At 72.4% G+C, this 23,627-nt stretch carries 1 protein-coding gene (running past one end of the window); it reads left to right on the top strand.

Annotated elements, in window-relative coordinates; all coding sequences use genetic code 11:
- The first annotated feature begins 14 nt into the window (after positions 1 to 14).
- A protein-coding gene (locus ACWCO8_RS01525; protein ID WP_451030394.1) for a hypothetical protein crosses the window boundary here: on the top strand, positions 15 to 23,627 show its 5' portion. Its footprint extends 29,967 nt past the window's final position; only the first 23,613 of its 53,580 coding nucleotides appear in the window; it begins with the start codon at positions 15 to 17; its stop codon lies beyond the right edge, outside the window.

Here is a 23,627-nt window from a genome sequence, read left to right as displayed (position 1 = left end):
GGCCCCCGTGGGCCGTGACCCTGTGCAGGATCCTCATCGGTGAGGACCCGCCGAGCGGCATCCCGCAAATGGCCCAGGACGCCGGTCAGGTGCACGAGCGGCTCGCCCGCGACATCGACGTCATGATGCAGATGGCGCGGGACGTCACCCTGAAGATCGGTGACGGAATGCCGGAGGAGGCCCGCAAGCAGTTCGAGGAGACCGTCAAGAGCTTCACCTCCGGCCGGGGCAAGACGTATCTGGACCAGTTCCAGCAGCAGTTGCGCGACGTGCGGATCGACCTGGACCAGAAGTCGCGTGACCTGTACGAGATGTACTGGCAGATCATGGCGGCCCTGCTCCAGATGCTGGCGCTGCTCGCCTGGGTGGCGTTCCTCGCCGCGTTCGGCTTCGGCGGTCTGGGCGGCCTCCAGACGGCCATCCTGAACCGCGCCCGGGTCGCCGTGCTGGCCTCGATCATGCAGTTGATGCAGCGGATCAAGGTGCTGCCCGGCGTGTTCGAGGCGGTCGAGGAGGCGCTCCTCGCGTTCGCCGTCCAGCTCGGCAACATGGCCTTCGGCAACAAGAACTTCCGGCGGGAGTCCCTCGACTTCAAGTCCATCGGCAAGGACGCCCTCTTCGGCTTCTTCGCGGGCGCCATCGGTGAGATCTTCGGGAACGTGTTCAAGGGAGGCAAGGACCTCCTGTCCAAACTGGGCCGGAACGACAACGACTTCGGCGACTCCTGGATGAACCCGCCTAACTGGAACCGGTTCACCAAGGAGACGTTCGGCAACGCGAACGACTTCGCGTCCGAAGGCTTCGGCGAGGCTCTCGCGGCCGGAGTGATGGCCGCCATCTTCGGCGGCCCCGGCTTCACCTGGTCGACCGTCCTCTCGGCCGGCGGCAGCTCCGTCGTCGAACGGAACCTGGAGCAGGGCGTGGAGGGCGCCGCGCACTGGTTCCACAACAACTGGGTGAACCCTCCGCCGACCCCGAACGGGGTGAACACCGGCTCCGGAGTCTGGCCGCCCCGGAACCTGAGCTCGGACGGGACTCAGGACGGGAACACCGACCGGGACGCGAACGGCAGCACGAACGGGGGGCCGGGTACGGGCTCCGGGTTCCCGCTGAACCTCGACCGGGACAACGGCGGCGGAACGCGTCGCCCGCCTCAGACGTCCTCGGACCTCAGCGGAGACAACGGTTCGGGCGGGGGAAACCCCGACCGGAGCACCAGCGGCGGCACGAACCCCGGCCCCAACGGAAGCAGCACCTGGGACGGCAGCGGAAACCCGAACACCTTCACCGGCACGAACGAGAACGGCAGCGGCAGCGGGAACAGGAACGGGGTTCCGAACGGCACCGGCATGCCCGGCGGGGACGGCTCCGGCCGCCCTCCATCCGTGTCCACCGGCGTCCAGGACCTCCCCGACCTCTCCACGTACCGACCCGGCGGCGACACCCCGGCGCCGCCGTCCACGACGCCCGCCTCCGTCCAGGACGTCCTGCGCGGCGGCCCCGTCCAGAGTTCAGGTCAACTCCCCAACGAGCCGCAGCAGTTCAGGGCCGACCCGGCCGGGAACCCCGCCGGCACGACCATGCCCACGCCCGCGCCCGGCGGTCGGGACGATCGTTCGATCCCGGAGGGCCGCCCCGGATCCACTCCCGGAACCCTGCCGGGTGCGAACCCCGTGGCCGGGGACGTCACGCCGGAGCCCTGGCAGATGCCGGAGCCCACCGTCGACGGGAATCCGGTACAGACTCTCGGCGAAGACCCGGTGCTCGCACCCACTCCGGAGGCCCGCTACTTCAACACCGGCGACCTGGAGTTCGAGCTCCTGGACACCCCCTCCAGCGACGGATCCATCACCGACACCACCACCGACACGTCCACCGTCACCAGCACGACCGACGCGACCAGCACGACCACGACCGACACGACCAGCACGACCACAACCACCACTGCCGGCGAATCGCCCTTGATCGCACAGGAGGTCCCCGGGCAGCGTGAACTGACGGTAAGTCAGCAGGATTTCCTGATCGGCCAGGGCGCGATCCCGCGCGCCTCCGCCCCCGGCGAGGACAGCCTCGTCCTCGCGCTCGGCGCCGCCGCCCCCGATGTCGTCACCGGTACGCCGGCCGACGTCCGGGCCCGCCTGTCGGACGCCCTCGTGGCCGAGCTGGACACGCCCGCCGACGCCGGTTCCCGTTCGCTCTGGGGCACCGTCGACACCCAGGCGCAGGTTGCGGTGGCCGAGGACCGTACGGCGGACCGGCTGCGCCAGGGGGAGACCCTGTCGCGGCAGGAGATCTACGCCCAGGAGCTCCAGAGGGTCCACAACACCTGGGGCGACGACGAACGGCGCTCGCTGGCCGAGGCGATGCGGACGTACACCACCGCGTCCGACGCCACGGACGACATCCTGCCGCTCGTGGCCGGCCAGGTGTACGGACTCACCGTCAACGTCGTCCAGCCGAACGGCGGTACGGTGCTCGTCGGCGCCCAGGACGGACGCCCCGTGACCGTCGCACGGCTGCCCAGGGCCACCCGCCGGGGCAGGAAGGGCGGGAGCGGCAAGGACCGCGACCGTTGGCTGGGCGCGTCCAGGCCCGAGGAGTCGACCCGGTCCACGGACCGGCTGTCGGACGGGGACTTCCAGGCCCATTGGGATCAACTCCCCACGGACACCATGGGGTTCGTCCGGTCGGTCGACAAGGCCCGGAAGCTCATGGCCGACCTCGGCCGGAGCACCGAGCCCCTCTCTTCGACGCCGTACTCCCGGCTCGGCGACGACGACCGTGCCCTGCGCCGCCTCGCGGTCCTCCTCTTCGAGGACCGCGGCCTCCAGAAGGACGAACGTCGGGACGAGGCCCTCGCCCGAGCCCTTGACCTGCTCGACGGCGACCCCGGACCGGCCCGCCCGGAGACCGAGTCCTCCCTGGCACCCGAACGGGAGCCTCGCGCGACGCCCGACACCGTGTCCACGACGAGCTCGGACTCCGAGACCCTCGTCGAGGACGAGCGGGACGAGCGGGACGAGCGGGATGACCCGGACCGCGGCGGCCGGCCGACGGAGCGTTCCTTCCAGCGCCGCTGGGACAAGATCAATACGGACACGCCCGAACTGGCGGCCGCCGCCGCCACGGCGCAGTCCCTGCTCGCCGAGCACGGCCGGGTCACCGACCCCCTCACGCCCGCTCCGTTCGCCGAACTCGACCGCGCCGACCAGGCGTCCCGCCGCCTCGCGGAGATCCTCCACAGCGACCCGGGTCTCCGGAAGGACCCCGCCCGTCGGGACGAGGCCCGCGCGTGGGCGCTGCAGCTGCTCGACGACCCGCTGTTCCCGGTCCCGAGGAGGGATTCCACCCCGCTTCCGGACGACGCGAGCGACACCGCCTCCGTCTTCTCCACCGTCTCCTCCGCCCCGTCCGTCGACTCGCTCTCCTCGGAGGAGGGCTGGCAGCGGCTCCCCGACGAGGACGGGGACAGCACGGTGTACGAGGACTCCGACGCCATGGACGACGAGGAGTCCGCACCGCTCCTGCCGCCGTCGGACGACTCCTCGCCGGAACCGCCCGCGTACGCGGAGCAGGAGCCGGAGCCGGAGCTGCCCGGCTACACGGGGACCGAGGCAGCTCCCTCGTACCCGCGGCGTGGCGCACGCCCCGACCGCTCGCCCGAACTGGTCGCGGTCATCTCCAAGCACCTGCGGACCGGTCGGCGGCGCGCCCGCCGGCTGCTCCGGTACGGCTGGTTCGACGTCAACGCGACGGACCGGCTGCGGCGGGAGATCGGGCTGCGCAAGAGCACCGACATCCTCATCCTCGCCGAGACCATCGGGCGGATCCCCGACGACCTGCCGCGGATCGCTGCCGACCTGGGGGTCACCCCGAAGAACCTCTTCACGATCGCCCGCCAACTCGGCGCCGACCCCCTTCACGTCTCCGCCGTGCTCGGTCCGGTCCTGCGCGAGGGCGGGAACGTGGTGACGCGCGATCTGACGCTTCTGGCGCGCTGGAGCTTCGCCGAACGCGACTACCGGCCCCGCCAGATCGCCGAGGCCCGGCGCAGGGCGGGTTGGCTCATGGCGGTCGCCGCCCACCACCAGGTCGGCTGGCAGGAACTGACGGATCCCGAGCAGGGCCTCGCCCCCTTCCTCGACGAGTATTCCTCGGACGTTCCCGACCTGGCACGCGCCGATCATCCCGACCTCACGGTCCTGGTGGAGTCCTGGCGCCAGAACGCGCGGTTCGACTCGAAGGATCGATCCTCGGGAGACCTCACCACCCCGCCCCCCGTCGGGGCGACGGCTCCCTCGGCGCTGGATCAGGTGGCTCAGGTCGCCAGGGTCACCCGGCAGGCCCGGGCCGTGGTGAGCGACCTCCTCACGGACCGGGGTGCCATGGTCACCCCGGCGCAGCGGATCATGCTCACCGAAACCGCGGCGGCCCACCTCTTCCGCGACCCCGACGACTCCAAGGGGGCCCGGACGGCCGCCGCGCGGGTCCTCAACGAGGGGGACGCCGCCTTCGAGGCCGCGGTACGCCGCTCCACCGCGCCCTTCGACCCGGTCGCGTTCGACAGGCTCTGGGAGAGCCTCCGGCGGGAGGCCCACAGCGAGGTCCTGGACGAGGCGCTGGCCGACGCGCACGAGCTCGTGGCCCCGCTGCGCAGGCTCCCCGTGGCCTTCGACCGCGACACCGACCCGTACACCCGCCTCAAGGCCGGGGACCAGGTCGTACGCCGTGCCGCGCACCACCTGTACACCTGGCCCGGCGACATCGAGGGGGCTCGAGCCCTCGCGGAGCGGCTGGTCGGGGACCTTCCTCAGGAGCCGCCGAACCCGTTCGTGCGGGAAGGCGGCGGCAACGGCAAGAAGAAGAAAAGGAAGAAGCAGTCCCAGGACGATCAGCAGCAGGCGGCGGTCCCGGCGACGGACTCCACGCCCGACACGACCGGAGCGCCGGGCCCGTCGACGAGCCAGGACGCACCGTCCACGAGCACGGTCGGTGCCCCGCCCGCTCGCATCACGGGCGAGGAAGCCCGGCGGCTCGCCGAGCGTGCCGTGACGCGCTGGATCGAGGAGAACCCGAGGTGGGTCCCCCCGTCCGACGCGGACCCCGACGCCGCCTCGGAGGCGGACTCCGAGGCCCCCGCCACGAGGAACGTCGCCGCCGACCCCGAGGGCGCGATCTCCGATGTCGCGCGCCTCCTCGAGGCCCGTTCCTCGGTCATCCCGCCGGAGCTGCGCATCGAGGTCGCCGACCTCCTGGTCGCCCTGCGGAGCTCGGACATGTCGGCCGTCCCGCGGCCGACGTTGCGCGAACTCGTACGCCACCCCGACGTGCTGGTGGCGGCCGCCAACTCCGACCTGGCCGCTCGCCTGATGGTGACCCATCCCGACCTGGCGGAGCAGCTCTCGACCCGTCCGAACCTCCTCGCGTACCTCACCGACCGGGACTACCCGCGCCCCGCCTGGAACCTCCTCCAGGACGAGGCCGCGACCGAGAGGATGATCGCCGGCCCGGCGCTGCTCGACGCCATGGAGTCCGACGACGTGTTCCGCTCCAGGATCATCAGCAACGCGTACGTCGTGAACGACTTCCCGGGCCGGCTCGACATCCTGCGGGAGCTGGTCGCCGACCTCCGTTCGGCGGTCATGATGGTCGTCCGGGTGGCTCCGGCGTTCAGCGAGTTCCTGAGGACCCTGGACGACGACGAGCGGCACCTCACCTTCGCGGACATCGACGACAACGTCGCACTGCTCGCCGCGATCGTCGACAACGTCCAGAACCTGCCCGATGCCGCGGCCTTCCGGACCCTCTTCCGAAATGACGCACTTCAGAAGGAGTTGCGCGAGCGTCCGCGGCAGACCAGGACGGTGCTGGCCATCCCGGGGATGCTGGACCGGGCGGCCGAGAACCCCGCGATCATCCGGACGCTGGACGAGAACCCCGACCTGTCCGACGTGTTGATCGAGAGCCCGGACCTGGCCGTGACGCTGGCCGGATCGCCGGACCTGCTGGGGGCGGCGTACGGGAACGAGAACCTGGTGGAGGTCTTGTCGGCGCATCCGGACGCCTTCGACCTCCTGCTGGACCGGCCGGAGTCGCTGCGGGCGGCGCTGGTGGCCGAGGACACGTACGCGTGGCCGCCGCGCGGTGAGGTCGACGAGAACGCGGCACCGCTGCGGCGGCTGCTGGCCGAGCCGCTGGTCGTCGCCGCGTATCCCGACCCCCACGAATTCCTCGACCGGCTGGCGCGGGAAGCGGGTTTCACCAAGGTTCTCGCGGACCACATCGGAGCCCTGAGCTTCCCGCACGAACTGCGGAGGCTGCTGAGCGACGAGTCCGCCGATCTGCGAGACGTCCTCGCCTCGACACCGGACTTCCCGGTCGACGCGGTGCTGCGCGCGGCGGGCCGGCACGAGTCGCTCCGCGAGGCACTCGTCCATGACGCGAACGTCAGCCTGGCGGTGGCAACGCTCACCGACGAGAATCCCGGGGCCATCGACGCGCTGATCGAGAATCCGGCCCTCGCCCATTTCCTCGTGGTCAGCGGTGCCAAGGAAGCCGTCATCAGCGTGACCGCGGTGGCAGACCTGTGGGATCACGCCCAGATGAACTCCCAGGTGTTCGCCGCGCTCTTCAAAGACCTGGACGCGGGGATGCTCCTCTCGGACGCCGAGACCCTGACGCCTCTCCTCGCGGACCGGGGCGCCCTGTTCCGGCTCGTGCGGGCCTTCCGGCACGTCAGCATCGCGATGCGGGAGAACCCGGAGATCCTCACCGTCGCTCAGGGCCGGGGCGAACTCTTCCACGACATGGCCGACTCCGCCGCGATCGCGTACCCGGACGAGAAGGCCGTCGGCGCCGACGTCTGGAACCGCTTCCTGTCGGACGGGGACTTGCTCGAAGTCCTCGCCCGGGAGGAGAACGCCGCTCTGCCCCAGGCGTTCGGGGCCGCCCCCGAGCTGCTGGTCTCGGCCATGCGGCGGCCCGCCTTCCGCGATGCCCTGATCAGCGACCCCGCACGGTTCGCCCGGCACGGGGACGATCACGCCGCGCTGGCCGCGGAGATCGAGGAGACGGGCGAAGCCGGGTTCACGGAGGAGGGCTGGCAGATCCTCCCGTCGTTCCACGAGACGCTGGACCTGGTGCTCCAGCCGATGGAGGAGGGCCTGGCGGCGATCCAGCGGAGGTGGCCTGGGGAGGACGACGCGTCGGAGCGCGCCCGGCTCACCGACCGGCTCCGGGCCGCGCATCTGGCCTTCCAAGAAGTCCCCGGTCTGCTGCGGGCCGCCACGGACAGTGTGTCGATCCGGTACCTGCTCATGTCCGGCCCCGCGTTCACGCCGACGTTGCGGACCCGCCCGGGCCTCCTGCCCTTGGTCGTGGCCGATGCCGACGTACGCAGGACGTTGGAGGAGCACCGGTCCTTCACCGAGGCCCTCGCAACCAACCCCAAGTTGTACAACGCCTTCCTGACCGACGCGCAAGTGCGCGAGTCCGCGCACAGGGACGAGCCGATCAGATGGGCCATGGCCCACAACCGCCACATGTGGCGCGTCACGTCGAACCAGGCCGTGACCGACATCTTCTCGCTCGTCGAGGGCTCCCTCGAGGTGCTGAGCGCCAGTGAGTCGCTCGCCGAAGCCGTCTTCGACGTTCCCGGAGTCTCCGACGTCCTCGCCGGGGCGCACGACGTCGTCGACCGCCTCTACGAGGTCCTGGGCGACCGGTCCCCCGAGCGGATCGAGCACCTGGACATGGTGGTCCGGGCCACGCTGACCCTTGGCCTCGACTCGCTCGACGTGGTCGTCGACGACCCGGCGAACATCAATGTGCTGGCCCTCACGCCGAACGTGGCCAGGGCATTGGGCGAGCAGCCAGGGGTCCTGCCGACAGCCGAGTCCTTCCGAGCACTGCTGGACGACGTGGACCTGGTGGCTTCTCTGCAGGAAGGGGAGGCGGTTGCCCGCCAGGTCCTGGGCAGCAGGGAGTTGGCGCTCGCCGCCCTCGACAACCCGCCGCTCGTCGTCGCCATGAACGAGGTGCCCGCACTCGCGAATCTGCTCAGCCACAACGCGGACGTCCTCGCGCTGCTCACCACGCACCCCGGACTGATCGACACCATTCGGGATCACCCGGCGGTCGTCCCGACGCTGCGCGGCCGGCCCGACCTCGTCTCCGCGCTGTGGGCCGACCCCCGCCTCGTCGACGAGTTGTCCGCACAGCCGATGCTGTGGGACCTGCTGCGGGTCCACCGCGTGCTGGTGCAGGACGCCGCGGAGCAGAAGGAGGCCTGGCAGGTACTGGTGGCGCAGCCCGGTCTGGTCGGGGCGCTGATCGACGCTCCGCGGCAGCTGGGCCGGTTCGAACGCCGGCCGGAACTCTGGCAGATCCTGATGTCCACGGGTACCGTCCTCACCCCCGGGCAGGCCCGGAGCCTCCTCGGCTCCGAGGGCCTCATGGCGGTCCTCGGCTCCCAGCCGGAGGTGGCGGAACTCGTCGTCAGTGACGCCGAGCTACTGGCGGCCGCCGTGAGCACCCCGGGTTTCGCCCGCACAGTGAAGGACCACACCAGCAGCCGTTCGGCGACGGCGCGCCTGGTCTCGGGTGGTGCCGACGCGCTCCGGGCGTTGATCGCCTCCCAGGACGCCGACCGCCACGCTCCGCGCCCGGCCACGGAGACGGAGACGGAGACCGACGCCGCTCGTCCGGGCCCGGGCCCGGACGAGTCGGCCGGAACCACGAGCGACGAGGAGCCCGCCGACCCGGCCTCCCCGCTGAGCGGGCCCCGGAGCGACACACCGCCTACGTCCGGGTCGGAGGCCTCGGCGCAGGCCGAGGCGGAGGCCGAGGCGGCGATCCCTCCCTGGCAGGATCAGGAGATCGCGCACTGGATCGCGGACACGCCCGATGTGGACGCGACGCTCGCCGAGCACCCGGAACTCAGGAGCCTGCTCTTCTACTCGCAGGGTCTGTTCGACGTGGTGCACCGAGACCCCGGGACGCTGACGTCCTACGCGTTCACGACCTTCGCCGCGTCGGAAGGGCTCTCGTGGAACTTCGAGGCCGACTTCCAGGCGTACCACGAGTCGCTGGACGTGATGCCGTCGACCCCGGAGGGGTACCGGGCGGTTAAGGACGCGACCCTCGCGACCTGGCGGGGCATGGAGTCCGTCCAGCGGGAGGCCGAGGAGGGGTGGCTGGCGGATGTCCGCAGGCGGCTGAGCAGGTTCTCGGCGGTGGACACGTCGACGTGGGAGCTCAGCGGGCGGGTGGTGTACGCGCACCCGAAGGGGGAGGAGTACGGGCGGGAGCACTTCGCGGCCTTCGAGGGGGAGCTCACGGGGGTCGCGACCGGCACGGGCGTCCGTGAGGGTGGCGTGGCGGTGCACACGGCCATGCACGCCCATGGCATCGGCGGTTCGGGCGGTGTCTCCTTCACGTACGTACTCAACCCGGAGGACGGCCTGGTCGACGCGCTGGCCTATGCGCGCAGTACACGCCGGACCAGGAACGGCTACCGGTGGGACGGGCACGGGAGCAAGCCGGTGTCGGGCCCGCTGACGATCACCGAGGCGGAGGACCACCCTCGGTTGCAGGCTTCGGTACGGCTGGTCGAGGCGCTGCGGACGCCGGAGGGTGTGACGGCCGCGGTGGAAGGGCTGCGGAAGGGACCGGCGGGCTGGGGCGGCCCGGCGCCGCAGGATCAGGCGGCGCCGCTGGTCACGGACGACGGACCGGGCAACGGGCCGGTCGACGGACCGGCCGACACACGGGACAACAGGCCGGACGGCGCACGGGACAACGGGCCGGCCGGCGACTCCGACCTGGCCGCGTTCCATGCCGGGTGGGACCGGTTCATGGGTTCGCGCCAGGACCGCGTGAAGCTGGCAGCCGCGGTCGCCGAGGCACGCGTGCGGTTCGCTTCGGTCCGGCACCTGCCGTCGACCTTCGTCGACAACACCCTCCCGTTCGACCAGCTGTCCGCCGAGGACCAGGTGGTGCGGCGCCTGGCGTACTTCGCCGTGACCGACGGCCTCGGGGACGAGGACGCGATACAGAACAGGCTGTTCGACCTCGTGACGGCGCTGCCCGCCGCCGTGCCGAACCCGCTGCTGAAGGTTGGCGGGCCCCCGCTCAAGCGGAAGAAGGGAAAGAAGTCCAAGGGGACCAAGGACCGAAATGCCCCCTCGACCTCCACCGGCCCCGGCACGGCCGCCGACCCCGTTCCGTCCGCCGGCGACACCGGAACGGCCCCCACCGACACCACTCCGGCCGCCACCGACACCACCCCGGGCCCGGCTCCGGGCACCCGCGGGACTCCTCCGGCCGGTTCCGGAACCACCCGGGCCGCCGCCACCCAGATCACCCTGCCCGAGGCCCGGCGGCTCGCCGAACGGGCCGTCACACGCTGGAACGAGGAGCACCCGCCCACGGTTCCACCGACCGAGACCGTCCGCGCGCGCACGACCGACGCCGTCGCCCGTTTCCTCGTCGGCCACTCCGCCGAGATCCCCGGCGGACTGGGTCTCGAAGTGGCCGACTTCCTGGTCGCCCTGCGCAGCGACGGCCCGCGCGAACCGTCCCGGGACGTGATTCGGCAGTTGGTGCGCCACCCCGAGGTGCTGGTGGCGGTCTCCGACTCCCTGCCGGCGGCCAAGCTGGCGGCCGCCCTGCCCTACCTGCCCGAGCGGCTTTCGACGCGCCCCAACCTCCGCCGACTGCTGGCGAATCCCACCCGTCAGGACTTCGCACGGAAGCTGGGGAACTGGCCCGCCGAGACGCGGGTCCTGCTGAACAGCCCGGAACTGCTGGACGCCATGGAGGAGGACAACGCCTTCAGGGACCGGTTGACCCTCGACTTCGCGTTCGTCGGGTACTTCCCGGGCCGGACCGACATTCTCCGTGACCTGTTCCGGGACTTCGCCACGGCCGGCGTCGTGCTCAGCGACAAGAGCCCCGGCTTCCGGACATTCCTGAAGCAGCGGAACGCGACCGAGCGGAACGCCGTCCTCGTGGCGCTCGACGACAACATCGACCTGACGATGTCGCTGCTCACCAACGAGCGGGTTCTCCCGGCCGACGCGTACCCGAAGCTCTTCGCCAGTCACGATCTGCTGCGGACGATGCGCCATCATCCGTGGCAGACCAGGACGGTGCTGGCGATCCCGGGAATGCTGGATGTGGCGGCAGCCGATCCGGCGATCCTGGAGACCATGGACACGGACCCGGATCTGTCCGACGTCCTGATCGAGAGCCCGGAACTCGCGCTGAAGCTGGCCGGGTCGGGGGAGCTGCTCGACACCGCGTACGGGAATCCGGACCTGGTGCGGGTGCTGTCGGCGAATCCGCATGTCTTCGACGCTCTGCTGGGCAGCCCGGACGAGTTGCGGACGGCGTTGGCGCAGGCGTCGCACCAGGCAGAGGCACCCGGCCGGGTCGCGAGCGACGCGCCGCCGCCGACCCGGCTGTGGGCGCATCCGTCGATCCGTGCCCTCTTCGCCAACCAGCGGGAGATGATCGGCCGGTTCGTGCGGGAAGGGAACTTCCCCCGGGTTCTCGCCCAGCACATCGGCGAGCTGCGCTACCCGCACGAGCTGCGGAGGCTGCTCGGCGACGACGCCCAGCCGCTGCGCAAGGCCATGGCCGAGGACGCCTCCCTCCCGGTCCGCGCGGTCCTGCGGATGGCCCTCTGGCACCCCGCGATGGTGAGCGTCCTCCTGACACATCCGGGCAAGCGGGACAGGATGGTGCGGTTCCTCGAAGAGGTGCCGGTCGACTCCCGGGACGACACCCTTCGCAGCCCTGGTCTCGCGTTCCTCATGGCCTTCGGCGCGGGCGAGCGGTTGCTCAAGTTGCCCCGGATCGAGGGAATCTGGGAGAGGGCGAGGAGGGACGCCCATCTGCTCGCCGCCGCCCACAAGGACGCGGACATCGGGTACGCGGCCGCGCAGAACCGACAGGTCGTGCCGGCGCTCATGGAGGACGACGGCGCGCTGTCCCACCTGGTGCGGCAGTTCCGGGTCGTCTCCAGGGCGATGCAGAACGAGCCGAGCATCCTGATCAGCGCCCAGGGCCTGGACAACACCTTCCATGTCATGGCGGCGGCCGGCGCCGCGGCGCGCCAGGACGGCTCGCGGCTGAGCCCGGACGACTGGGTCCGGTTCCTCGGCGACGAGAATCTCCTGGAGGTCCTCGCCGAGGAGGAGAACACGGATCTGGTCCGGGCGTTCGGAGCGGAGCCCGACCTGCTCGCCTCGGCCGTGCGACGCCCCGCGTTCCGTGACGCGTTCCTCGCGGACCCCGACCGTTTCGCGGGCATCCTCCGCGACCGGACCGACCCCGAGAACGCCGACGGCCCGGCCGCACCCGTCGATCCCATGGCCGCGCTGCGGGCCGAGATCGCATCCGTCGGACCGCTCGAATTCACCGAGGAGGGCTGGCGCGTCGAACCCGCGCTGCGGCGGATCCACGATCTCGTGCTCGAACCGCTCGCCGACGGCCGGGCCGCGCTCCGGACGGCGGAGGCGGACGACGACACCGATCAGGAGCGTGCCGCCCACCTGGCCAACCTGACGGAAGCGCACCTCGCCCAAGACATGGTCCCCGGCCTGCGGGAGGCCGCGGCCGAGAGCGCCTCGATCCGGCATCTCCTGATGGAGAACCCGCACTTCGGGCCCCTGCTGCGGCGGCGCCCCGAACTGCTGCCGCTCGTCGTGGGAGAAGCGCGTACCCGCACTCTGCTCCTCGACCAGCGATTCACCCGGACCCTCGCCGTCAACGCCAAGCTCTCCGCGGCCTTCCTGGCCACCGACTTCCTCCGCGACATGCTGGCCAAGAACGACAACCTCAGATCGATGCTGCCGGCGAATCGCCATATATGGCGCGTGTACTCCAACACCGCCATGGGCACCCTGATGACCAACCACGACGGTGCCTTCTACATCCTCGGCGTGAGCGAGCCCCTCGCCGAAGCCGCCTTCGATCGCCCGGGCGTCATCGAGGTCCTCCAGCGGGCGCCCGTCCTCTTCCGGCAGCTGACCGAGCTGGTGCCCGTGGCCACGCCGGAGCGGACCGCGAACCTGAATGTGCTCGTCGAGGCCATGCTGACCACCGGTGCGGAGTCCCTCGCCGCGATCGTCGACCACCCCGGTCTCACCGACGTCCTGGTGAGCGCTCCGGTGGTGACCCGCGCGCTCGCCGACCACCCGGGCGTGCTGCCGACCGGTGACGACTTCCTGAAGCTGCTCCGCGACCGCGACCTGATGGCCGCGCTCTCGGAGAACGAGGACGTCGCCCAGCTGATCCTGGGCAGGACCGAGCTCGCGCTCACCGCGCTCGACCACCGGGAACTCGTCGACGCGGCCCTCTCCCTGCCGGGGTTCTCCGAGTTGCTCGGCCACAACGAGGACGCCGTCGCGCTCTTCTCCCGGCGCCCCGGGCTGATCACGGCCCTCGCCGACCACCCGGCCGCCGTGCCCACCCTGCGCGGCCGCCCCGAACTGGTGTCGGCGCTGGTTCTCGACACCACCCTGATCGACCAGCTGACCGGCCGGCCGCAGTTGTGGGACGTGCTCCGCGTCCAGCGCGGTCTGGTGCAGGACGCGATCACCCATGGCGACGCGTGGAGCGCGCTGGCCCGCCAGTCGGGCCTGGCCGAGGCCGTACTCGACCGGCCCGCCCTGCTGCGCCCGCTCACCAGGCAGCCCGGACTCCAACGGGCCCTGATGGACTCGCCGATGGCCCTCGACCGGGACCAGGCCGCCGCACTGCTCGCACACCAGAGCCTGATGACGGCCCTCGAACGGCACCGCGATCTGGCGGGGCTCGTCCTCGCCGACCCCGACCTGCTGAACTACGCCCTGACCACGCCGGAGTTCGCCACCGAGGCCCGAGGGCTCGCCGAGTCCCGGCGGTTCACCGCGCTGGTCGCGCGCGGCCCGGAGGCGGTCCGTACGGAGGTCGCCGGCCGGATCGCGAAGAAGGAGGCCGCCCGCGCCGCCCGCGAGGCCCGCGCCGCCGCCCCCGCCCCCGTACGTGCGACCTCCGTCGACCAGGAACAGAGCACCGCGGCACCCGTACCGGGGCCCGCGCGGAACGAGCGGCCGGCGACGGCCGGACCCGAGGCGGCCGTGGACCCCGCCGCCCTGGCCGATGCCGAGATCACGGGGTGGATCGGGTCGACGCCCGAGATCGCCGACTCCCTGGCCGCACACCCGGAACTGAAGGAGCTGCTGTTCCACGCCCCGGGCGTCTACGAGGCGGTGCGGTCCCGTCCGCGCACGCTGATGGACTACGCGTTCACGACGTTCGCCGCGTCGACGCAGCTGTCGGGGAACTTCGAGGCGGACTTCCAGGAGTACCAGGAGTCCCTGGACGCCAATCCGTCGACCACGGAGGGGTACCAGGCGGTGAAGAACGCCGCCATGGTCTCCTGGCGGCGGCTCGCGGACGCGCGCCGGGCGGCCGAGGACAGGCGGATCTCCGAGATCCGTGAGCGCCTGCGGAGGTTCTCGCCGGTGGACCGGCAGACGTGGGTCCACAGCGGGGAGGTGGTGTACGGCGACAAGCGGGGCAAGGACTGGTTCGCGCAGTACGCGACCGATGTGGCGCGGGTCGCCCGCGGCACCGGTGCCGAGGAGAACCGCATCCGGTTGAACAGGGCGCTGCACGCGCACGCGGACAGCGGTACGGGCGGCATCTCCTTCGCGTACGTGATGAATCCGGCCACCGGTCTGATCGACGCGCTGGTGTACGGACGCAGTACGCGGCGCAACGACAACGACTACCGCTGGGACGGACACGGGGGCGTCGCGATCGCCGGCCCGCTGCCGATCAGCGAGGTGGAGGGGATGCCGGAGTTCCGGGCCTCCGAGGAGTTGGTGGCCCAACTGCGTGACCCGGGCAACCTGGCCACCGTGGTGGAGGGCATGCGAAGCGGCCCCGCACCCTTGGCGCCCGCCACGGTCGCCGGGCCGGACGCCGAGTTCGACGCAGCCGTGTTCGCCGTGCGCTGGGACCGGCTCATGCGCCCGGCCCGGGGCCGCCGCGAGCTGGGGCGGACGGTGGCGCGGGCGCGCACGCTCTTCGCCGAGGTACGCCCTGTGGCGCCGGTGTCCGTGGACAACAGGACACCGTTCGGGGAACTGTCCCCCGAGGACCAGGTGGTACGGCGGCTGGCGTACTTCATGGCGACCGACGGAGGCGACGACTGGGCGGCCGCCCGGGCGGTCCGCAACGACCTGGTGGCGACCCTGCCCCCCGCCGAGCCGGACCCGCTCCGTCGGGTCGGCGCCGGCAGGGGCAAGAGCAAGAGCAGGAACACCAGGAAGAACCCGCAGCGACGGGACACCGGGAACACGCCGGGGCCCGCTGCGGCCGGCAGCTCGACCGGGCCCGACACGGTCGCCGGGATCGACCCGGCCGCCTTCGCCGGCCCCGCGGCACCGCCTCCGTACGAAGCGGCGAACGCGGTCAGTACGGCTCCGCTGACCATCGACAACGCCCGCGAACTCATCGGCGACGCCTACGACCAGTGGCGGGCGTTGAACCCGGGCGGCGATCGGGAGGACGGGGATCGAGAGGACTTCCTCGACCAAGCGGTGCCGATCCTGCTCGACTACGCGGGCGAACTGACGCGGAGCGTCCCGGGGTTCGTCGTCGACGGCGCCGTGCTCTCGTTCCTCTTCTCCCACCAGCGGCACCCCGACCGGCCCGACAAGCTGCGGCCGTCCACGCTGGTCGCGCTCGCCCAGAACCGGCCGGTCATGGAGGCCGCCGGCCGCTCCGCCGACCTCGCCAAGGCCATCGACGGCGCCCCCTGGCTCATCGCGCCGCTCGCCGACCACCCGGATCTGCTGGACACGCTCGGGAACCCGGACCTGCAGGGTGAGGTCGGGCCGCTGCTGCGCGACGAGGACGCCGTGCGGCGGATCCTGGGGGACCACGCCACCCTGGGCGTCCTCGAGGACGACCGGAACGTCCGCCACATCGTCCTGCGCAATCACCGCGTCGTCATGGCTCTCAAGGGCGACCTCGAACTCGTGCGGCTCGTCATGGGGCACGACCAGCTGTCCATGCTGGACGTCCTGGTGGCCGACATTCCCCCGGTCGCGCAGCTGATCGTCGGACTCCACGCCCAAGGCCCGGACGGCAGGACGGAGCTGCTCCGGGTGCTCGGAGCCCTCAAGGACAACCTCGACCTCCAGTACGAGATGTACGACCGCCGGGACGGCTTCGCCGACACGGACGAGATCCACCGGCTCCTCACCGACGGTCCCCTGCTGGCAGCGATGCGCGCCCACCCGGCCCAGATCAAGACCGTGCTGCGGGTTCCCGGCATGCTGGCCGCCGCGCACCGGGACCCCGACACCCCGGCCGTGCTCGACAGCGACCCCGCCCTCTCCGACGTCCTCCTGGACGTGCCGTACCTGGGGCGGAGACTGGCCGACGACCCCGGGCTGCTGCGGACCGCGTACGCCAACTCCCGGCTCGCCGCGACACTCTCGTACCGGCCGGACGCACTCGTGGCGGCGCTGGCCGCGGGGGACCGCGCGACCATCGAGGAGGTCCTCACCTCGGCGGCGCCGCCCGCCGGCAGCCGCGACGGGGCCGCCCTCCCGCCGGACGTCGTCGCGGACCTCGCCGATCACCCGGAACTGACCGGCATCCTGCTACGGAACCCCGAACTGCTCACCCGACCGCACGAGTACCGGCGCCTGCTGCGGCCCAGGGACGGCAAGGACGCCCGCGAGCTGCTCCTGACCCACACGGACACGCTGCTCGTCCCCGGTGTGCTCCGGGCGCTGCTCCGCCACCGCTGGGTCCAGGGCATCAGCACCGTGTACACCGAGGAACTCGGCGTGTTCGCGCAGCGGCTGCGGGAGCGCCCGGAGATGGCGGGGACGTACGTCCGCAGCGGGGCCTGGATGATCCGGGCCATGATCAACCCGAACTACTTCGCCGTCGCGACCACGACGGAAGGGTTCGCCGAGGGCACCGGCCGGGACGGCCTGCTGCTCTCCGTCTTCAACCAGCACGAAGACGTCATGCGCCTGCTGCACCAGGCGCCGGACGCCCTGTCCGCGCTGCAGGCGGGGGACAGCGCGCTCCTGGAACTCTCGGCCCGGTTCCCGCTCGTCGTGAACGCGCTTCTCGCCACTCCCGCAGCCAAGGAGGCGGGCGGCCGGCACAGCCGCGTTCTGAAGAAACTCGCGGCCGCCGCCGCGCGGACACCCGAGAGCGCGCCGACCCCGGACTCTCCCACCACCACGCGCACGACCGGGCACTGGTCCCGCCTGCTGCTCGACGACGGACTGCTCGACGCGCTCGCCACCGAACGGGCCGCGCCGCTGCTGCCGCTCCTCGCCGGTGACGCCGAGCTCTTCAACGCGGTCGTGGAACGGCCCGCCGTCACCACGATCATCCGGGAGAACCCGGAGCGCCTCACCGCGCTCGTCGACAACCGCGCCCGCCTCCTGAGCGAGATCGTGTCCGCCGACGCGCGGACCATGAGCGAGACCGGCCTCGACATCTCGCCGCATGACGCGGCCCGGTTGCGCACCCTGGCCCTGCCCCCCGACGCCGCCCGGAACGTGCTGCGCGGCGCGCGGGACGAAGCCGGACTGCGGATGCTCGACGCTCTCCAAGAGGCGTACCAGGAGGTCCCCGGACTGCGGGACGCCGTCACGGCCGACGAGGGCCTCCTCCACCTGCTGCACGCGAACGAGGAACTCCTCCCCACCGTCCGCCACCGGCCGGACCTGCTCCCCCTTCTCACCGACCCCTCGAAGCGCGCCCAGCGCGCGCTCCACCTCAACACCGGGCTGACCCGCGCACTGCGCACCAACGGCCCGCTCCATCAGGCCTTCGTCCAGGACTCGTTCCTGGTCGAGGAGCTGGCACGGGACTGGGACGCCGGGCAGCGGATCGCCGAGAACCGGAACCTCTTCAGGTTCATCCGGATTCCGCACCTGGCCGTCGCCTTCCGCTACGGGTCGCCCGGCGACCGTTTCGTCGAGCGCAACGAGGCCATGACCGACGCGCTGCTGCGCGACGGCTTCCGCCTCCTCCCACCGCTGCTGGACAACGACGCCTTCTTCGAGGAGCTGCTCGCCCTCCGCGGCGACGGCACCCCGGAGCGGCTCCACCGCGTCGACACGCTCGTGCGCGCCCTGACCGCCGACGCCGACAGCCCGATCCTGCCGGTCGTCGCGCGCACCCCGGGCCTCGCCCGCACCCTCTACGACGCGCCGATCCTCACGGCGGCCCTCGCGACGCGCCCCAAGGCCTTCCAGCACGCCGAGGAGATACGCGGCCTCCTGACCGACGCCCGCCTGGTGGCGGGCCTGGACCAGTCGTCCGCCGTGACCGAGCAGATCCTGGCCTCCCGCGAGCTGCTGTCCGCGTTCGCCGACGAACCGCGGCTGTCCGAGGCCCTGCGGACCGTCCCCGGCTTCGCCGACCTGCTCGACAGCCATCCCGGACTGCATCCCCTCGGCGCCATGGGCCTGGCCACCGACGTCCTCGCGGACCCGAACCTGGTGCCCGCCCTGCACGGCCTCGAAGGCCTGGCCCAGGCCCTCATCGCCGTACCGGACCTCTCCGGCCAGCTGCGCAAGCCCGGGGTCCTCGCGCTGGTCCGGTCCCACCGGGTCCTCGTCCACCACGCCCACCAGCAGAGCCGGCTGTGGCGCGCCCTCGACCGCCTCCCCGGGCTCGTCACCGCGATCACGGCCGACTCCGCGCTCCTGGCCAAGGCGCACGGCCGGGCGATGCTGCTCGACAGCATGGCCGTAGCCTCCCCGGAGCTGACCGGCGACGACCTGCGTCGGCTCTTCGCCGACCAGGCCCTCACCACGCTCCTGAACAACCAGCCCCTGCTCGCCAAGGCCGTCCTCGGCGACCCCGAACTACTGCGGTACGCCTTCACCCAGCCCCACTTCGAGGCCGCCCTGCTCGCTCTCGGCACCGGCAAGGGGCGCGGGCTCGGCAAGGCCGCGAAGGCCGGCTCCGGCAGGATCCGGGAGGTCGTCGACGCGTACGGAGCCCAGCACACCGCGCCGCCCGTTGCCACGGCCACGTCGGATCCCGGACCGGACGCGGCCCAGGACCCCGGCGACCCGGCGACAACCGCCACCGATCCCGCAGCGGGCTCCACCGACCCGGTACCCGCACCGGTCCCAGGGCCGGTGACCGACCGCCGATCGGCGACCGCCACGGCACAGTTGGCGGCGCTCGCCGAGGCCGACCCCACCATCGCCTCGCTCCTGGCCCAGGACGAGGAGCTGACCGCCTGGCTCGTGGACCGCCCCGCGATCCTGACGCGACTGCCCGCCGAGCCGGAACTGGCGGCCCTGCTGGTCCTCCGGCCCGACCTTGTGGAACTCCTCACCGAAATGCCCGAGGACGCGTCCACCCTCACGTTCGCCCACTCCGTCGCACGGGAGCCCCTCACCGGGGACCTGGACCGTGACGTGGACGGGTACCTGGGCTCCATTGACGTCGCTTTGGCGGACGGCAACCGCGCGCTCGTGCGCGACGCCATCAGGCCGGCCTGGCGGCGGGCCGACGACGCGCGCCGCGCGGCCGTGGAGGAGCGGGTCGAGCAGGTCCGCGCGCGCTTCACCAGGCTGACGGCGACCGACCCGAGGACCTGGGAGTTCAGCGGCGAGATCCGCTACGTGAACCGGATGCACGAGGACCTGCTCGCCGGGCACGAGGAGCTGCTGGCCGGGCTGGCCTCGGGAGGGAAGGACCCGCAAGAGGGATCGGCGTACCTCAACGGTCCCCTGCACGTGCACCTCGGCAGGGGCTGGGGCGGCCTCTCCTACATGTACGTCGTGAACCCCGACGACGGCACGGTGGAGCTGCTGGTCTACGGGCGGGCCACGCGCCGGGGAGGCCGCACGGGCAACGGCTACGTGTGGGAGAACACCGGCGGCCAGGCCACCGACGGCCCGCTCTCGATCGACTACGTCGAGGACACCCCCGAGTGGATCCGCTCCCGTGACGCGGTCGAGCGCGCGAGGACCCGGGCCGGGGTCGACACGCTGGTCGACGCGTACCGCACCAGGCAGGGTCCGACCGGACTCCGCCCGTCCCAGGCTCCGCCCTCGGACCTGCTCAGCCTGGGCGTACAGGGACCCGGGCCTGTCACGACCGGCACGCCCGCGGACGCCGCCTGGGCCACGCGCCGCGACGGCGCCCCGGTGGCGACCCTCGGCACCGAGCGGTTCGACCCCGCGCGCACCATGGCCGAAGGCCGTACCACCCTGATCCGGTCGCAGATCCGGCGGATCCAGGCGACCCCGGACCTGTGGGTCCGCGACGTGACCCTGGACCTCCCGGTCACCGGCCTGAACCCCGACGAGCGCGAGGTCTTCCAGCAGCGGCTCCAGAGCCTCCTGGACCGGGCGCTCAACGACCACGGGCGCAGGCTCCCGAACTCCGGAGACCAGCTGCACGTACGCGTCGCGCTGAGGCGCGGCAACACCGAGGAAGAGGCGATCACCGTCTCCTCGACCCCGGCAGGGGAGCCGCTGGCGCGGCCGGACCAGCTGCACCTCGACCTCGGGGCCGGGGACCCCGCCCTGCTCCACGAACTGCTCCACTACCTCGGTGAGTCGGACCGCTACGTCGCCGAAGGCACCGTGTTCCGCTCCTCGCCCGACTCGACGGCCGTGCGGACCGGGGGAGTCATGGCCGACGTCGAGGGTGGACTCGACGTACCGGACGACGCGCTGGCCGCCATCGAGGCCGCGCACGCCTCGGGTCCCGTGATCCGGGACCACCCGCTGCCGTTGCCCGTGGAGCCGGCGCCGATCCCCGAGGACGAGACGCACCACGTCATGTTCTCCGAGGGCGTCCAGGTCAGCACCGCGCAGACGGACGCGCTGCGTCCGCTGGCCCGGCGGCTCGCGGCCTTCGCACACGAGCGGGGCGGCGGTACGCACGGGGCCGTGCCGCAGGTCCGGATCGTCGGATACGGCAACGGGCAGATGTTCGTCGGCTCCCGGGCCGACGCCCGGCGGAAGGGCGAGCGGCGCGCCCAGGAAACGGGCACGGTGCTGCTCCGCCTGGTGACGGAGGAGCTCGCCTCGCTGGGCGCGGCGCCGGGCGCGGCGGACCGGTTCGGCCTCACCACCACCGGCGCCGCCACGACGCACGGTGCGCGGGCTCTCATCAAGCCGGAGCTGCGGACGAGTGGCCGTAGCGCGGTCGTCACCGTCTCCTACCCGGCGATGCCGGAGGCGGAGACGGAGCCGGAGCCGGTCCGCCCGATCACCGAGACCGGACCCGAGTCCCGGCCGGAGCCTGTCGCGGCGCCGACCATCTTCTCGACCGAGCCGGAGTCGGAACCCGAGTGGGAGCCCGAGCGGGAGTGGGAGTCGGATTCGGAGGCCGACCCGGCGTTCCCGAAGCGCCAGGACACCACTGAACCTCTCATCCCGCGCGAGCCGGAGCGGACGCGGACCGAGGATGAGGCCGGGGCCGAGGAGCAGCAGGCCCCGCAGACCGCGCCGACCGAGCCGGCCGACCCGAGCCCGCAGGGCCTGTTCCGCGCCCTGGCGGCCCTGGCGTCCCAGTACGCCCTGGAGCCCGGCCTTCGGGACGCCGACGGCCGCCCCGACCTGGCGGCGCTGCGCCGGTGGGTCGCGGGTGTGCTGATCGAGGGTGACCGACCGGACGGTCCCGCCGACCTCACCGGCTCCGCCATCGCCACAGGCGAACTCCAGGACGCCGGTATCCAGCTGACCACAGGTCAGAAGACCCGTGCGCTCCTCAACGGCGGCACCCTGCGCCCCGACGCGCTGGAAAGCCTCCAGCTGACCCGCTATGCCCTCGTCACGGCCCCCGAGTGGTCCGAGTCCGTCTCCCGGGCGGCCTTCACCGCGGTCTCCCGCGTCAAGGGCATCGACCTGGGCGACCTCCACCGGCTCTCCGCCCCGACGGACCCCGAGACCACACGGGGCCCCGAGACCACACGCGACCCCGAGACCACACGCGACCCCGAGACGGCGCCCGAGTCCGACCTCGGACCGCAGCCCGCTCGCCCCAACCCGCCCGTCACCACCACCGTCCCCGTCGACGAGGACCCGCTCGGGGCTGTGGCGCCGATACAGGGGACGGACTCGGGCGAGACGCACGAGGCCGAGCACGAGCCGGCCGACCGGGTTGCCGAACAGGACGCCGCCGACGACCTGTTGGTGTTCGCGCCGCCGAGCCACCTCACCGACGCCGACTTCCGCCTCGCCACCGGGAGCGAGGGGTACGAGATCGTCGACGACGCGCTGCTGACCTCCGTACGGGACGAAGTGCTCCGGCTGCTGCCGCAGTCCCTGCGCGCCCAGGCAGGCCCAGCCCTCGACCGGCGCCTGAGCGGTCTCGCGTCCGGCAACGACCTGCACGCCGCGATCAGCGACGCGCTCATCCTTCCCATCGGCCGCGGCGACGCCGCCTTCACCCTCATCCTCCGCGCCCGCCCGGCCGGCTGGACGCAGTTGACCAACCCCCGCGGCGAAGTCCTCGCCGGTACCGATGTGTTCGACACGACCACGCGCGAACTGCGCGAGGAGGACGGTGGACGACAGGCCCGCGTCCACGGGATGACCGACCGGCGGGCCACCCAGTTCGCCGGCCGTACCCGGACCGGAACGGCCGAGCAGGACTCCTCCGTGTCCGGCGCCGTCACCCTGGGCGGCCGTCTGAGCGGCCTCGGCGCCCTGCTGCGCGGTCCGTGGACGATCGGGAACACCGCGGAGACCACGTACGCGGGCTCCACCGTCCTCGACCACCAGGGCGTCAAGCACTCCTCCTACCGCGCCGTGACGTTCCTGGCCGGCCTCGGCCTGGACGCCGTCGTCCTGTTGCCGGGTGGCGGGCGGGGCCAGTGGCACGGCTTCAGGGACAACGCGCTCTTCATCAACGTCGCGCGCGAAGCCGCCCGTTCCCGCCCCCGTACCGAGGGCGGACCCGACTACGCCACCTCCGCCACCTGGAACCAGCAGACCGGCACCCGCGAGGCCGACCCCGACCTGCTGCGTGCCGCGCTCGACAACGCCTCCCTCCTGCGGGAGCAGAACGCGGCAGCGGGCCAACTCGACTGGCAGGCCTGGACCCCGGCCGACAACCCGGTCCCGACCCCGCCGAACCCGACCGCCCCCGTACGCCTCGGCAACCGCGCCACCTTCGAGGTGCTCCAGGGCGCCGCCGGCTTCCGGGCGGCCGTGTTCCGGCTCGCCGGGCCCGAGTTCACCGACGTGGGCCACCCGAGCCACGCCGCCCTCATGGACTTCGCCTCCTTCGACACCCTGATCGGCGGCATGCACGACGCCACCGACGGGTTCTTCCGCTCGCCGGAGTACTTCTCCGCCGGCGGCAGCCGGCACGGGACGATCAGCGTCGCGGCCCGTCACCTGAACCCGAGCGTGGTGCGCGACGACGACTTCAGCCGTACCGAGTTCGAGCGGGCGCACATCACGACCTCCGGGCGCCAGCTCACCAAGACGGACCGGCTGCAGCTCGGCGGTTCCGTCAACTTCACGGCCGGCACCGCACGGGCGCGGCTCACCGCCAACTTCGGGCTGACCGGCACCCGTACCGTCCGCACGAGCACGCCGGGGGAGTCCGTA

The organism is Streptomyces sp. NPDC001927 (assembly GCF_053594455.1).
Note: the sequence above shows the minus strand (reverse complement) of the source record. Positions and strands in the feature narration are given on the sequence as shown.